Below are 15,104 nucleotides of genomic sequence, written 5' to 3'. Positions count from 1 at the left end.
CATGAGTTCAGCTACGGTACGGGCGAGAGTTCTGGTCTTAATTATACGGCCGTCAACGGTGATCCTGGCGGCTTTGGAGCGAGTTATGTAGACTTTCAAACCTGGGGAAACGGGGGTGTGAAGCTCCGGAACTACCACATCTCCAGCGTAAAGGATTAAGCCCGCTCTATAAAGGGCCTCTCCCAGCACCTTGGCCGTAGTGTATATGGTAATGGGAACCCCGTTGTCTACAATGGTGATGGGAACGGCGCGCCGGACAAGCACTTTAACGGGAGCGATGACTCCGAACCCATCTAGGCTTGCCCTAAGCCTTACAGCCAGAGGCACACCCGGAGAAGATTTCTCACCATTCACGAAAATTTCATCCTCTTCTTTTAGGGTCACCTTTGCTTTGTTTAGAGCTTCTTCAATGGTTGTACCGTAGGCTTCTACCCTTTTCACGCTCCCGTCGGCGTAAATTTCCACTGGGATAGGCCTGGTGACCACCAGGGTAGCGGGCTCTCCCTGAACATAAGAGTAACTGAGAGCAAGTCCGAGGCCCAATTCTTGCAGGAGGGCTTGTGGTTCAGCAGGTAGAACCCGTACTTTATGGACTCTGCCATCCACTATGAGAGTAACTTCACGAGTGCAAAGGAAGCACAGGGTCATGAAGAGCGGAACTAAAATGAGCCATATTAAGCTTTTAACTGCGGCTCGTGCTCTGTTACCGTCCATATCGCCTCTGATTTTCAAGGTGCTCTTCGTAAGTTCTGGAAAAAACATGGGAGCCGTCGCCCTTGGAGAAGAAGAAAAGATAATCGGTTTCAGCGGGATAAAGGACAGCTTTTATAGAATCAAGCCCGGGGCTGCATATGGGGCCTGGAGGTAAACCTGGGTTAAGGAAAGTGTTGTAGGGGGATTGGACTGAACCCATTTCCTCAATGGTTATTGAAGGCCACCAGCGGCCAGTGGCCTTGTCGTACCCCTTGGCATATTGGACTGTTGGATCAGCTTGAAGGTACATCCCCTTGCGCAGGCGGTTAAGGTAAACTCCGGCGATGATGGGCTTTTCTTCCAGGATAACTGCCTCCCTTTCCACAATAGAGGCCAGAGTGATGACCTGGTGAAGCGTGAAGCCCATTTCTCGTGCCTTTGCTCTCATCTCAGGAGATACTTTGGCCCCAAAGTTATCCAGCATTCTGGTCAAAAGGTCCTCGGGTGAAGCAGGCACCGGGAGTTTGTAAGTATCGGGGAAAAGGTAGCCCTCAAGGGAGGCCCCCTCAGGCACTTCCTTCAAAAAATCGTATCGGTTGCTCCACAGGTCCCTTTTAGCCAAGGCCAGGAATTTTTCGGCGGACATTAGCCCCTGGTTTTCAAGATACTGGGCCAGCTGCTCTATCCTCCATCCTTCAGGAATGGTTACGGTAATTTCTTTGACCCGGCCATGCTGAAGGGCCTGCACAATCTCGGGTATAGTCATACCGGGGCTAAGGGTATAATCGCCGGCCTCCAGCTCCTGGCCCAATCTGTTGTAGCGAACATAAGCGTAGAATAATTTAGCACTGGAAATGAGCCCTGCTTCCTCAAGCCTTTCCCCTATAGAGAAAGGCGATTCCCCTGGATAAACGGTGAAAGGAACTGGAGAACCTCCAGGGATGAAGGGTTTATTGACTTCATCTCTGTGAAGCCAGAGATACAAACCGTAGTAAAGCTCTGCAGGGGAACCCAGCTTGATATGAATTTTCTCGGAAGAAATGGGTGAAGAAAATATCCCCACAAGCGCAACAATGGGCACCACAGCTACCACTAACATAGCCAAGATTGCTATAAGGAAAACCGCAAACTTTAAGGCTTTCCTTACCACTTTGAGACCTCCCATAGAAAGATTGCCGCTGCCATGATTACAGCGGTGGCGGAGGCGACATAGACCGAACCATATCCATATTTCTGAGCCAGAAAGCCTAAGAGCAGTGAGCCGAAGCCTATCCCTGCATCAAACCCTGCGTAATTTAGACCGAGAGCCTTTCCCCGCGCCGTAGGCAGAACTCTGTCCAATATAAAAGCGTCAATGGTGGTGCGTAGCGTTCCGTATCCTAATCCATAAGTTAAAGCTAAAAGGGCGAGAAGAACATGCGATTGAATTAAAGGGAAAAAGGCCAGCGCCAGGGTTACAAGGGCCAGGGCGGGGGTTGCCACTCTGATGCGGCCAGCTCTATCGGAAAGCCTTCCCCCTAAAATCATGGATGGTATAAGGATGGAGGAAAAAAGGGAGAAAAAGAAACCGCTCGGCCCGAGGCCCTTTTCATCCAGGAATACCGGAAGAAAAGAAATAATAGCTCCGTAAGAAACTCCAAGAGCTCCTGTGAGGAGAACTAAAGCGGCTATGTCTGACACAGGTGACGGGGTTTGGGCCTGGTGAGAACTTTTAAGGGTTTCCGGTAAAGCCAGGGTCAAAGTCAGGGAAAGGGCTCCGAAGCCAGCGCCGGCCAGGAAAAGTCTCGGGAAATTGCCCCCCAAGGCCAGAAAATCGCCCAAAAGCGGGGCCAGAAGGAGGGAAATGGGGATGGACATCCATCCTATGCCCATTATTTCCCCCCTTTTTTCAGAGGGAGCGAGATCGGAAACAAAAGCGGCAAAAGCTGTAGTGAAGAAGGCGATGCCGGTTCCGTGAAAGGCCCGCAGAAAGAGCAAGCTCTTAAGGTCCCTGACAAAGCAGTAAAGAAGCATGCTCAGAGTGAAAATAGCACTGCCCAATATCAGGCCGACCCGCCTTCCCATCCGGTCAGAGACCCACCCGGCCAGGGGGCGGAAGAGGATGGCGGTTAAGGCGAAAGAGCCCTGAGTTGCTCCAATAAAAGCTGCTTCTCCACCCAAGCCCTGGACGAAGATGGGGAAAGTGGAAAAAAGGCTCTGAAAACTTAAAAAGAAGAAAAAGCTTGCTGCAAAGGCCAGCAGTAAAGGCCGGTGGTAAACCAACTTTCAATCCTCCTCCACTTTGAGGAGTGTGAGGAATGCTTCCTGAGGAACCTGGACCCGGCCTATCTGTTTCAGCCGCTTTTTCCCCTCTTTTTGACGTTCCAGAAGCTTGCGCTTACGGGTTACATCGCCGCCGTAGCATTTGGCCAGCACATTCTTCTTGAGGGCAGGAATATCGGCTCTGGCCACAACCCTCTTGCCAATGGCAGCCTGAATGGCTACAGAAAACAGCTGGCGCGGGATAACTTCCTTAAGTTTTTCTACCAGAACCTTTCCCCGCCTGTAGGCATCATCCCGATGCACTACAACAGATAGAGCATCTACAGGCTGGCCGTGCACAAGGATGCTCAGCTTTACCAGATTATCGGGCCGGTATTCCAGGAAGGAGTAATCCAGAGAGGCGTAACCTCTGGTTACAGACTTGAGGCGATCGTAAAAATCCGTAATCATTTCGGCCAGGGGCATCTCATAAAGGAGCATGACCCGCCTGGGATCTAAGTAATCCATCCTTACAAATTTCCCCCTTCTCTTCGTCACCAGCTCCATGACCGGGCCTATATACTCTGAAGGGGTGAAGATCTGAACTTTCATCCAGGGTTCCCGGATTTCTTCTATATCCGATTCCGGGGGGAAACGGGCGGGGTTATCCACCTGGATGACCTCGCCATTGCGCTTCACCACCTCGTATTCAACGTTTGGGGCGGTGGCAACCAGATCTAACCCGAATTCCCTTTCCAGTCTCTCCTGGACTATTTCCATGTGGAAAAGGCCCAGGAAACCGCACCTGAAACCCGGGCCCAGAGCGGCTGATTCCTCCGGTTCAAAGAAAAGGGAGGCATCATTGAGCTGAAGCTTCTCCAGAGCTTCTCTCAAAAGGCTAAAATCTTCTCCTTCCGCGGGATAAAAACCAGCAAAAACCATGGGTTTGGGTTTCTTATAGCCAGGGAGGGGCTTATCGGCGGGATTGCGCGCCCAGGTGATAGTATCCCCTACGGAGCACTCTTTAACGCTTTTCAAGCCTGTGGCTACATATCCCACTTCCCCTGCCACAAGCCGTTCGGTGGAAGTCATCCACGGTGAAAAGTAACCTATCTCCATAGGCTCAAATTTTTCCCCGGAAGACATGAGCATAAGGGGAGAGTCTGGGGTTATCTCGCCGTCCACTACCCTTACATAGGCTATAACGCCTTTGTAAGGATCGTAATGGGAGTCAAAAATTAGAGCTCTCAAAGGCTGGCGCAAGTAACCTTTTGGAGGTGGAATTTTCTTGACCACTGCTTCCAGCACTTCTCTGACATTTATGCCTTCTTTTGCTGAAACCATTATCACCTCTTCCGCCGGAATTCCGAGAAGGTCTTCTAATTCCTGAGCGACCTCTTCAGGCCTGGCATTGGGAAGGTCTATTTTATTGACAACAGGAATTATAGTCAAATCATGCTCCAGAGCCATGTATAGGTTAGCGACGGTCTGGGCCTCTATCCCTTGAGAGGCGTCTACCACCAGTATGGCCCCTTCGCAGGCCGCCAGCGCCCTGCTGACTTCGTAGGAGAAATCCACGTGGCCTGGGGTGTCAATCAAGTTAAGCTCATAAATTTCAGAATCATAAGCCCTGTAAAGCATCCTGACAGCTGAAGCCTTGATGGTTACCCCTTTCTCCCGTTCAATGTCCATCTGGTCCAGGAACTGTTCTCGCATCTGGCGTGGATCTACCGTCCCCGTTATCTCCAGGAAACGGTCCGCCAGCGTTGATTTTCCATGGTCTATGTGAGCTATTATGCAAAAATTTCGTATCCTCCTCGGGTCCATGCTCCAATCCCCCCGAAAATTATACCAGGAAGCCTTTGCGGAGGCAAAGCTTTTGTGTTAAAATAAAAGGCAATGGTGAGGGCCATGGTGGATGTGGGGGTAATAATCGTAAACTACAACACCAGAGACCTTCTTAAAGACTGTTTGCTCTCCCTCTTAGAGAATCGTGGGGTCTCTTTCCAGGTGTGCGTGGTGGACAATGGTTCCGGGGATGGGAGTGCCGACATGGTTAGGAAAGAGTTCCCTCAGGTCCTGCTGATATGCAGCCCCTTTAACGGTGGATATGCTTATGCCAATAACCTTGGCCTCAGGGCTTTAGGTTTTGACCCCGGCGCTCCCTCTCCAGATGCTCCTCGTTATGCTCTCCTTTTAAACCCCGATACCGTTTTGCCCCCGGGGGCTCTGGCGGGTATGGTGCAATTTATGGATTCTCATCCCCAGGCTGGCATAGCTGGCCCCAAACTAATCCGTCAGGATGGAAGTTTGGACCTGGCCTGTCGTCGCTCTTTTCCTACCCCTGAAGTAGCCTTTTACAGGATGATAGGCCTCAGCAAACTATTCCCTCGACATCCACGCTTCGCCCGCTACAATCTCACCTATCTGGATCCCGACAAAACAGCCGAAGTGGATTCAGTGGTGGGGGCCTTCATGATGGTCCGCAGAGAAGCCATTGCCGATGCTGGCCTTCTGGATGAGGCCTTTTTTCTTTACGGAGAGGACCTGGATTGGGCCCTGAGGATAAAAAGGGCCGGATGGAAGGTATACTATTATCCGGGAGTAACAGTGCTTCACTACAAGAAGGTTTCAAGCCAGAAAAATCCCAGAGCCCGCGATGAATTCTTCCGAGCAATGCTTATATTTTATCGCAAGCACTATGCCTCCCAAACTCCATGGTGGCTGGACAAACTGGTTAAGGCAGGAATTTACCTGTGGTGGGGGATAAGCAAGGTCTTATGAAAAACCCTGCTTTTTTCTTTCGTGCAAGTCTTGCGGCTTTAGATGCCGTCTTAATAGCCTTGGCCTTTTACCTGGCCTACAAACTTCGTCTCCTCACCGCCCATCAGAACCTCCCCTATTCCTTTACTCCTTACCTTGGAATGGCTGGGGTCTATGTGGTTACCCTTTTGATCACTTTCTTCTTCGCTCGCCTTTACCACCGCCGCAGGACTTTCTCGCACATAGACGAATTTTCCAAGCTAACCGCTGCCTCTTCCATAGGCACCCTTATAGCTATTGCTTTCTTTTCCCTCCTTTTCAAAAACGAACTGGACTATTCCCGTTTGATGATGGTCTACGCCTGGCTTCTTACCATAATCTTCACCTTTGTGGGCAGGACTCTGCATCACAGGTGGCAACGTTCCGCTTATGCCAGAGGGGTGGGGGTTTCCAGAGTCCTGATTGTAGGGGCGGGAGAAGTAGGGCGAATAATACTGCAAAAAATAATGCGTTCCCCAAGCCTCGGCTACAGGGTAGTGGGATTCGTAGACGATAACTTCAGTGGTCAGGTTATGGGCGTGCCAGTTCTGGGGAAAATCAACGATCTTCCCACTATCATCAGCCAGGAGGCAGTGGACGAAGTCATAATCGCCATGCCCGAAGCTGATCACTCCCAGCTCCTTTCAATAATAGGGATGTGCGACAGGAGCTCCACAGCTATAAAGGTCTTTCCCGATGTATTCCAGATTATAGCTTCAGAGGTTAGCATAGGAGACCTGGACGGCCTTCCTCTTATCACCGTGAGAGACACGGCTATGAGGGGATGGAAGCTTGCTCTCAAAAGGGCAATGGACATAGTGGGAGCCTCCATAGCTCTGATACTCCTTTCACCCCTCATGCTCCTTATAGCCATTCTCATAAAACTTGACTCCCCTGGGCCTGTCTTCTACGTTCAGGAGAGGATGGGACTTGACGCTAAACCTTTCCCTATGCTCAAATTCCGTTCCATGCGTCAGGGTGCCGATGCCAACGGCCCCGGCTGGACTACACCTGACGATCCAAGGCGCACCAGGCTGGGTGCATTTCTAAGGCGTTACTCCTTGGATGAACTTCCTCAGTTCATAAATGTGCTCCTGGGCCATATGAGTCTGGTGGGGCCAAGGCCTGAACAGCCCTATTACGTGGAGCAGTTCCGGCGCAGTATCCCCCGATATATGGAGCGCCATCGGGAGAAGGCCGGAATAACCGGCTGGGCTCAAATCCATGGCCTCAGAGGAGACACCTCCATCGCTGAGAGGACCAAATATGACCTCTGGTACATTGAGAACTGGTCCCTCTGGCTTGATATAAAGATTATCTTGAAAACCATCGTGCGCATCTTCTCCGACAGGAGTGCTTATTAATGGCCTCTAACCGCAGGAAAAGCGAACACCTCAGGATTGCTCTGGAAAAGGACGTGGAGTTTAGAACTTTAACAACAGAATTTGAAAGATATCGCCTCCCCCACTGCGCTCTTCCTGAATTAAACCTGGCGGAAGTTGACACATCCACGCAGTTCTTGGGCAAAAAGCTGAAAGCACCTTTTCTCATTTCACCCATGACCGGAGGTACAGAGGAGGCAGGGAGGATAAATCGCAATTTGGCGGCTGTGGCTCAGGAGTTTGGCTGGGCTATGGGGGTCGGTTCCCAGAGAGTCGCTCTGGAGGATTCGCGCTGGGTTGATTCCTACAAAGTGCGAGACATAGCCCCCGATATCCTTTTGATGGCCAACCTGGGGGCTGTCCAGCTAAACTACAGTTACGGAGTAGAGGAGTGCCGCAGAGCAGTAGAAATGATAGAAGCCGATGCTCTCGTCTTGCACCTTAACCCCCTTCAAGAAGCCCTTCAGCCTGAAGGGAATACGAATTTTTCCGGATTACTCCGCAAAATTGAAAAGGTTTGCACAGCTTTGGAGGTGCCTGTTGTGGTCAAAGAAGTAGGGTGGGGTATAAACCCGCAGGTAGCGTTGAAGTTGGTAGAAGCAGGGGTTGCAGCTATTGATGTAGCAGGAGCAGGAGGAACCTGTTGGAGTCTCATAGAAATGCATCGCATTGGGCAGGAAAGCCTCAAAAACGTAGCCCTGGCTTTCTCCAATTGGGGGATTCCTACAGCTGAAGCCATAAGAGGTGTTCGTGAGGTTTTGCCGGACTTTCCCCTCATCGCCAGTGGAGGGATAAGGACGGGGGTTGATGCAGCTAAGGCCATAGCTCTGGGAGCGGATCTTGTTGGGATAGCGGCACCTTTCCTCAAGCCTGCCGTTTTGTCTGTAGAGGCTGTCCGGGAAAAAGCCTGGGAAATATTGCATAGCTTTCGCATTGCTATGTTCTGCACCGGAGCTGGCGATATAAAGGCTTTAAAACAAATACGGGTTGAAGGAGGTTAAAAGTGCTGAAAGACTACTACTGTGGTCTTTTGCGCAAAGAGCACGTGGGAAAGGAAGTGAAACTGGCAGGATGGGTGCATCGGCGTCGCCACCATGGAGGGCTCATCTTCATTGACCTTAGGGACCGAGAAGGAATAGTCCAGGTAGTTTTCAACCCTGCCGAGGCCCCCGAAGCCTATAAAGTTGCTGATGAAGCTCGCAATGAGTATGTTCTGTGGGTAAAAGGAGTGGTCAAGGAAAGGCCCCCGGGGATGGAAAATCCCAATCTTTCCACCGGCGAGATTGAGGTTATAGCTAAAGAGGCCAAGATTCTTAATCCCTCCCGAACTCCACCTTTCTACATTGAGCGGGAAGAAGAAGTGGATGAGGCTCTCCGCCTCAGATATCGTTACCTTGATCTCCGTCGGGAGAGGATGAAGGGAAACATAATTTTCCGCCACAAAGTGGTGAAGTTCATCCGGGATTTCATGGATGCCAGGGGCTTTATAGAGATTGAGACCCCAATTCTCATCCGTAGCACTCCGGAGGGGGCCAGAGATTACGTGGTGCCGAGCCGTGTTCACCCCGGAAAATTCTACGCTCTTCCCCAATCCCCACAGCAACTAAAGCAAATCCTGATGGTGGCGGGCTTTGAAAAATATTTCCAGATCGCTCGCTGTTTCCGAGATGAGGACCTGAGAGCTGACCGGCAACCCGAGTTTACCCAGTTGGACCTGGAGATGTCCTTTGTAGATCGCGAAGATGTCCTGCAGGTGATTGAAGACCTCCTGATTTCACTTGTCAAAACTTTAACCGATAAAAAGCTCAAGTTTGAACCCTTCCCCCGGTTGCCTTACAGCGAAGCTATGGAACGGTACGGTTCTGATAAGCCTGATCTTCGCTTTGAATTACCAATATTTGACATAACTGAAATAGCGGCGGCAGGTGAGTTTAGTGTTTTTCGGGAAGTGATAGAGGGTGGGGGTAAAGTTAAGGGATTAAGGGTTCCCGGTGGTGCTAATTATTCCCGAAAGCAATGGGATGATCTGGCCGCCAAAGCCAGAGAATTCGGAGCAGGGGGGCTTATCTGGATGGCCTTGACGGACGAGGGAATAAAGTCCTCAATAGCCCGTTATTTCACCCCCGGTCAGCTTGAGGCGATTGCTTCTATGGCTGAAGCTTTGTCAGGCGATGGTATCATCTTCGTAGCCGACAATCCCGAGAGAGCTCTTGACATAATGGGGAGACTGAGGCTCTATGTAGGAAGATCAGCAGGCCTTGTGGATGAGAATGAGTTGGCTTTCGCCTGGGTTCTGGATTTTCCACTGTTAGCCTGGAACGAAGAGGAAGGCCGCTGGGATCCCGTACACCATCCCTTTACTGCCCCAGTTGACGAAGATATACCTTTGCTGGATACGGCGCCGGGAAGTGTGCGGGCTAAAGCCTATGATATCGTGTGCAATGGCTGGGAAATTGGCGGAGGAAGCATAAGGATTCACCATCGTCCCCTTCAAGAGAAAATTTTCCGGCTTATCGGTCTTTCTGATGAAGAAGCAAGAGCGCAGTTTGGTCACCTGCTGGAAGCCTTTGAATTTGGAGCCCCTCCACACGGAGGCATAGCGCTGGGAGTGGATCGCCTGGTGATGCTCTTGCGGGGCGAGAGTTCTATACGAGAAGTGATAGCTTTCCCTAAAACTCAGACGGCGATGGATCTGCTGTTTTCTGCCCCAGCTCCCATTACTGAGCGGCAGTTGGCTGAACTTCACATAAAGATTGTTGAAAAGGAGTGAGAATGGGCGATGTAGTGGTGATTGGGGGCGGGCTTGCTGGATCTGAAGCGGCCTGGCAGCTGGCGGAGAGAGGATTCAAAGTATATCTTTATGAGATGCGCCCTTTCAAGCTAACGCCAGCTCATCGCACTGGGTTTTTGGCGGAGCTAGTTTGCAGCAACTCTCTCGGAGCAGAACCCTTAGATAAACCCTTAGGGCTTCTCAAAGAGGAACTGCGTCGTCTGGGTTCTCTCATCCTTTCCTGCGCTTATGAGACGAGAGTCCCGGCAGGGGGGAGCTTGGCAGTTTCCAGAGATGATTTTGCTCGCCTGGTCACAGAGCGAATAGAATCGCATCCCAATATCAAAGTCATACGGGAGGAAGTGACGGAAATACCATCAGGGCCGGTAATAGTAGCCACTGGCCCGCTGACCTCTGATATACTTGCTGCTCGCCTTCGAGAATTGATCGGAGAGGAGTATCTTTACTTTTACGATGCCATGGCTCCAATAATAACCTACGAATCCATAGACATGAGCAAAGCCTTCCGGGCTTCCCGTTACGGCAGGGGCGGAGAAGATTACATAAATTGCCCGATGACAGAGGAGGAGTATTACCGCTTTGTGGATGCTCTTTTGCAGGCTGAAACCATTGAGCTCAGGGATTTTGAAAGGGAGGATCCGAAATTCTTTGAAGCATGCCTTCCTATAGAGGTGATAGCCAGGCGAGGAAGAGAAGCTCTGGCCTTTGGCCCATTGCGTCCGGTGGGGCTTGTAGATCCGAGGACTGGCAAGCAGCCTTACGCTGTGGTTCAACTTCGTCAGGACGATGCTGCTGGCACGTTATATAATCTGGTGGGTTTTCAGACAAACCTGAAATGGGGTGAGCAGGAGAGGGTTTTCAGGCTTATTCCAGGCCTTGAGAAAGCCGAATTCGTACGGTACGGACAGATGCATCGCAATACGTTCATAAATTCTCCGAAATTATTGTTTCCAACCCTTCAATTCCGCCGCAGGCATGATTTGTTCTTTGCTGGTCAGATAACCGGCAGTGAGGGTTATGTAGGTTCAACAGCTACAGGGCTTGTAGCAGGGCTGAATATGGCCAGATTGCTAAAGGGAAAGGAGCTACTGGTTTTTCCTCCGACCACCATGATAGGGGCGCTTTGTCATTACATAACAGATCCGCGTATAAAAGACTTTCAGCCCATGAAAGCGAACTTTGGACTGTTGCCGCCTTTGGAGCGGAAAATAAAGAGAAAGCCGGCGCGCTATCTGGCCTATAGTGAGAGAGCCCTTAAGGATTTAGAAGCTTTCATGACTTCCCAAGGGATTTTGAAAGATTAGAAATTCGCAGGATGTGAAATGAAATTTCCCACAATTCCTTCGCATAGCCAAAATAGGCGCTATTTTCAGGAACTTTCAAATTTGTTCAAAAAGCTTGCTCAAGCCTTTTTCGCTATGCGAAGAAACTTCGGGCTTTTTTGCCTCCTTCTCCTTCTCGTGGCTTGCAACACTGGCGATTTTTCTGGCGCCAAATCTATGCAGCACCTCTTTTACCTGAGCGGCATCGGCCCACACCCGACTGGAACTAGGGAACAGGAACAGATTAGAGATTACATTGCCCATTGGCTTAGAACCCAAAACTGGCAAGTTCAATTGGTTCCCTTTGTATACAAAGAAGTCCGGGGCTACAACATCCTGGCTTACAAGGGAGATGGCCCTGGAATATTGCTTGGAACCCACTATGATACTCGTCCCATATCCGACCGCAATCCACCCGAGTTGCAGCATCTACCCGTACCCGGTGCCAACGACGGAAATAGCGGCACTGCTTTACTTCTTGAGATGGCCCGAATCCTGAGAGAACCGCAGGATTTCCGGATCTGGCTCGCTTTTTTTGATGCCGAGGATATGGGTAACATTGATGGATGGCCTTTCTCGGTGGGCGCCTCTTTTGCCTCCCAGATGGAACTCAACCTCAAAGCCGTAATTGTAGCAGATATGATTGGGGACAAAGATCTGAAAATCTATCAGGAGGCTAATTCGGATAAGACCCTCACTGAGAGCATCTGGGGTATAGCCCGAAGCCTTGGTTTTTCTGAATATTTCATCCCGCAGGTCAAGTACAGAATCATTGATGACCACCTGCCCTTCGCCCTCAGAGGTATCCCATCGGCCCTGGTCATTGATTTTGACTACCCTTACTGGCACACTTCAGAGGATACCCCGGATAAGGTCAGCCCTGAAAGTCTGGAAATTGTGGGGAGGGTGCTAAAAACATGGGTGGAAAAGGAGGGGCCAAAGTGGGTAAAGAGGAAATAAAGGCCATAATAAATGCAGCCCTTAAAGCTGTTGACCCCGCTGAGGCTATACGCAAAGTGGTTAAAAGGGAGAACGATAAACTCATAGTTGCCGATAGAATTTACGACCTTTCTTACTTTCAGCGCATAATAGTAGTGGGTGGGGGCAAAGCTGGGGCTCCCATGGCCGCTGCCGTTGAGGAGGTTTTAGGGGAACGTATCACTGGCGGCTGGGTTAACGTAAAGGAAGGTTACATACTTGAACCGTTTCCAGCCCGTATTTACATCAATCAGGCCGGACACCCAACTCCAAACGAGGCAGGATTTGAGGGGGCGAAAAAGATTATGGAGATGGTCTCCGGACTTGGAGAAAGGGATATGGTTATTACTCTCATTTCTGGAGGAGGCTCAGCCCTTATGCCCCTGCCAGCAGAAGGCATAACCTTGGAAGATAAAAAATTAGCCACTTCTCTCCTTTTGAGATGCGGAGCTACTATAAACGAAATGAACGCCTTGCGCAAACATATCTCCGCCATAAAAGGAGGACAACTGGCCAAAGCAGCGTATCCTGCCACTATCATAAGCTTAATTCTATCCGATGTGGTGGGAAGTCCGCTGGATACCATCGCCTCAGGCCCAACCGCTCCCGACCCAACCACTTTCTCCGATGCATGGAAGGTTCTGGAAAAATATGGGATCTTAACTGAGATGCCCCAGAGCATTGTGGAGAGACTTCAGAGGGGCATGAAGGGAGAAATTCCTGAAACCCCCAAACCTGGTGACCCTGTATTTGACCGGGTCCAGAACGTTATAATAGCCGATAACTACATAGCTGCCACTGCGGCTCTGGAGGAAGCCAGACGATGGGGCTTCAATGCTCTGCTTCTCACCACTTTCTTGGAGGGAGAAGCAAGGGAGATCGGAAAAGCTGTGGCAGCTTTGGGGAAAGAGATAGCTCTCAGAGGAATCCCTATACCGCCGCCGGCCTGCCTTATCCTGGGAGGTGAGACAACAGTAACCATTAAGGGGAAGGGGAAAGGCGGCAGAAATCAGGAATTGGCTCTGGCTGCGGCGATAGCCCTTGAAGGCTGGGATGAAATCACCATTGTAACTTTAGCCACTGACGGAACTGATGGCCCCACCGATGCCGCAGGCGCCATAGTGGATGGGACAACGGTAAGGAGGGGTTTGGAAAAAGGGCTTTCCCCACTGGCTTACCTTCAGGATAACGATTCGTATACGTTTTTCAAAGCTCTCGGTGATTTGCTCGTAACGGGGCCCACCAATACCAATGTCAATGATCTGGTGTTTATCCTTGTAAAACGATAAGGAGGTCCATCATGCGCATAATTCTTGATGCTATGGGCGGAGATTATGCCCCACCAGTAGCGGTAGAGGGGGCAGTTATGGCTGCCCGGGAACTTGGAGTGGAAGTTATCCTGGTGGGCAGAGAAGAAGCCATCCGGACGGAACTTGCCAAATACGATACACGGAACCTATCGCTTCCTATAGTCCATGCCTCTCAAGTTATAGAAATGCATGAACATCCAGCCGTTGCTGTCAAATCCAAGCCTGATTCATCCATGGTGGTGGGGATGAAAATGCTGAAACGCGGGGAAGCCGATGCCTTTGTATCAGCCGGGAACTCAGGAGGAGTTCTGGCCGCTGCCATTTTCCACCTGGGGAGAATAAAGGGTATAAAGAGGCCTGCCCTTGCTACCCCCTATCCCACGACCAGAGGCTTTTGTTTCCTCATAGATGTGGGAGCCAATACTGATTGTAAGCCCGAATATTTGCTTCAATTTGCCTTAATGGGCCACGTGTATGCGGAAAGAGTCATGGGGATAAAGAATCCGCGCATAGGTCTTCTTTCCAATGGAGAGGAAGAAACCAAGGGTACGGTGGTGGTCCAGGAGGCCCATCAGCTTCTCAAGACCAGTGGCTTAAATTTCATAGGAAATGTGGAAGGCAAAGATATACCTACCGGGATGGCGGATGTGGTGGTAAGCGATGGGTTTACAGGTAACGTGGTGGTGAAGCTTTCAGAAGGTCTGGCTATGGCTCTCATGGGGATAATAAAGGAAGAGATAAAAAAGCGACCATTAGCCGTTTTGGGGAGCCTGCTGGCTAAACCTGCTTTCAAGGCCGTAGCCAAACGCCTCGATTACCGGGAATACGGTGGGGGAGCGCTTTTAGGAGTAGACGGAGTAGTGGTAATAGCTCACGGGCGCTCTGATGCGGTAGCCATTAAAAATGCAATAAAGGTTGCCAAGAAAGCGGTAGAGGGAGGTATTCTGCAGGCTATAAAGGAAGGCCTTGCAGAACTTCCCCAGTTACAGGTAGGAGAGGACTAAAAGTGAGTGAGCCCATAAGAGAAGCAGGAGCTATTGTGTTCTGGGGAAAAAATGTGGTGCTCAGGAAAAACAAAAATGGCCACTGGCTTTTCCCCAAAGGACATATAGAAGAAGGAGAAAGACCGGAGGAGACAGCCGTTCGCGAGGTTTCTGAAGAGCTGGGCCTCAGAGTGGAGCTAAAAAGGAAGGTGGGAGAAGTGCACTATTTCTATGATGGGAAGGAATATCAGGTAGAAATTTTCCTGGCCCATGTTCTGGAGCCAACAGTTGAATGGGAAAGCCACGCAGAACATGATGCCTTTCTCCTTACCCCGGAAGAAGCCCTCAAGAGACTTTCGTTCAAGGAATATTCTGCGCTTCTGGAAAAGGCATTAGAAGTTGGCCCCGTTTTCTGACATCAATTTGCAAGGGTGATTACCGGGAGGTAGGGGGAAGCTCCCTCCTCCGGGACCTGAAGAATGTGCCCCCAGAAACCTCAAAAAGGGAGCTATCAGCCACCCCCTGCATCCCGCCCACGAGTGGAACCCTAAACCCTGGCAGACCTCAAGCCCGCGAGGGCGGGAAAAATCGGGGGTCCAAGG

14 protein-coding genes are annotated in these 15,104 nt (G+C 50.6%); 9 read left to right on the top strand and 5 right to left on the bottom strand.

Annotated features, from left to right (window positions below; all coding sequences use genetic code 11):
- The 4 genes from NZ653_08945 to lepA all read right to left on the bottom strand — a co-directional run.
- Positions 1 to 648: ubiquitin-like domain-containing protein (locus tag NZ653_08945; protein MCS7287246.1), on the bottom strand; the 648-nt coding region annotated here is incomplete at its 3' end.
- A gap of 55 nt (positions 649 to 703) precedes the next feature.
- Positions 704 to 1,843 (bottom strand): endolytic transglycosylase MltG, encoded by a 1,140-nt coding sequence (gene mltG / locus NZ653_08940; GenBank protein MCS7287245.1) that lies wholly within the window; start codon positions 1,841 to 1,843, stop codon positions 704 to 706.
- Complete coding sequence (locus NZ653_08935) at positions 1,837 to 2,955, bottom strand: MFS transporter (protein MCS7287244.1); 1,119 nt, start codon at positions 2,953 to 2,955, stop codon at positions 1,837 to 1,839. The genes mltG and NZ653_08935 overlap by 7 nt, the downstream gene beginning before the upstream one ends.
- A gap of 3 nt (positions 2,956 to 2,958) precedes the next feature.
- The gene (gene lepA, locus NZ653_08930; protein MCS7287243.1) at positions 2,959 to 4,761 is read right to left on the bottom strand and encodes a translation elongation factor 4; all 1,803 of its coding nucleotides are present in this window, start codon (positions 4,759 to 4,761) and stop codon (positions 2,959 to 2,961) included.
- Between the two features lie 84 nt (positions 4,762 to 4,845).
- On the opposite strand from lepA, the gene NZ653_08925 reads away from it, so the two are divergent.
- Genes NZ653_08925 through trmFO form a run of 5 tightly spaced genes read left to right on the top strand, consistent with a single transcriptional unit; the run spans position 4,846 to position 11,213 of the window.
- A complete protein-coding gene (locus tag NZ653_08925; protein MCS7287242.1) occupies positions 4,846 to 5,718 on the top strand; it encodes a glycosyltransferase family 2 protein in 873 nt (290 codons plus the stop codon).
- Positions 5,715 to 7,100 carry an undecaprenyl-phosphate glucose phosphotransferase gene (locus NZ653_08920; protein MCS7287241.1) on the top strand — a complete coding sequence of 462 codons (1,386 nt, stop codon included), beginning with the start codon at positions 5,715 to 5,717 and terminating at the stop codon, positions 7,098 to 7,100. Before NZ653_08925 ends, NZ653_08920 begins: the two co-directional genes overlap by 4 nt.
- Positions 7,100 to 8,119: a type 2 isopentenyl-diphosphate Delta-isomerase gene (fni, locus tag NZ653_08915; protein MCS7287240.1), complete on the top strand. Its 1,020-nt coding sequence runs from the start codon at positions 7,100 to 7,102 to the stop codon at positions 8,117 to 8,119. Before NZ653_08920 ends, fni begins: the two co-directional genes overlap by 1 nt.
- Before the next feature lie 2 nt (positions 8,120 to 8,121).
- Positions 8,122 to 9,888: an aspartate--tRNA ligase gene (aspS, locus tag NZ653_08910; protein MCS7287239.1), complete on the top strand. Its 1,767-nt coding sequence runs from the start codon at positions 8,122 to 8,124 to the stop codon at positions 9,886 to 9,888.
- Positions 9,889 to 9,890: 2 nt separating this feature from the next.
- A complete protein-coding gene (gene trmFO, locus NZ653_08905) occupies positions 9,891 to 11,213 on the top strand; it encodes an FADH(2)-oxidizing methylenetetrahydrofolate--tRNA-(uracil(54)-C(5))-methyltransferase TrmFO (protein ID MCS7287238.1) in 1,323 nt (440 codons plus the stop codon).
- 75 nt (positions 11,214 to 11,288) lie between these two features.
- Here trmFO and NZ653_08900 read toward each other — a convergent pair whose 3' ends face one another.
- Entirely contained in the window at positions 11,289 to 11,495 is a 207-nt protein-coding gene (locus NZ653_08900) for a hypothetical protein (GenBank protein ID MCS7287237.1), read from the bottom strand.
- A gap of 30 nt (positions 11,496 to 11,525) precedes the next feature.
- On the opposite strand from NZ653_08900, the gene NZ653_08895 reads away from it, so the two are divergent.
- The 4 genes from NZ653_08895 to NZ653_08880 are packed head-to-tail and all read left to right on the top strand — an operon-like array spanning position 11,526 to position 14,918.
- Positions 11,526 to 12,191: a M28 family peptidase gene (locus NZ653_08895; protein MCS7287236.1), complete on the top strand. Its 666-nt coding sequence runs from the start codon at positions 11,526 to 11,528 to the stop codon at positions 12,189 to 12,191.
- Positions 12,173 to 13,498 (top strand): glycerate kinase, encoded by a 1,326-nt coding sequence (locus NZ653_08890; GenBank protein MCS7287235.1) that lies wholly within the window; start codon positions 12,173 to 12,175, stop codon positions 13,496 to 13,498. The genes NZ653_08895 and NZ653_08890 overlap by 19 nt, the downstream gene beginning before the upstream one ends.
- An 11-nt stretch (positions 13,499 to 13,509) precedes the next feature.
- Positions 13,510 to 14,523, top strand: coding sequence for a phosphate acyltransferase PlsX (gene plsX, locus NZ653_08885; protein MCS7287234.1), 1,014 nt, complete (start codon positions 13,510 to 13,512; stop codon positions 14,521 to 14,523).
- A gap of 2 nt (positions 14,524 to 14,525) precedes the next feature.
- Positions 14,526 to 14,918: an NUDIX domain-containing protein gene (locus NZ653_08880; GenBank protein ID MCS7287233.1), complete on the top strand. Its 393-nt coding sequence runs from the start codon at positions 14,526 to 14,528 to the stop codon at positions 14,916 to 14,918.
- Positions 14,919 to 15,104: the final 186 nt, after the last annotated feature.

The organism is Anaerolineae bacterium (assembly GCA_025062375.1).
GTDB lineage: Bacteria > Chloroflexota > Anaerolineae > SpSt-600 > SpSt-600 > SpSt-600.
This window is presented reverse-complemented; position numbering and strand designations above follow the sequence as displayed.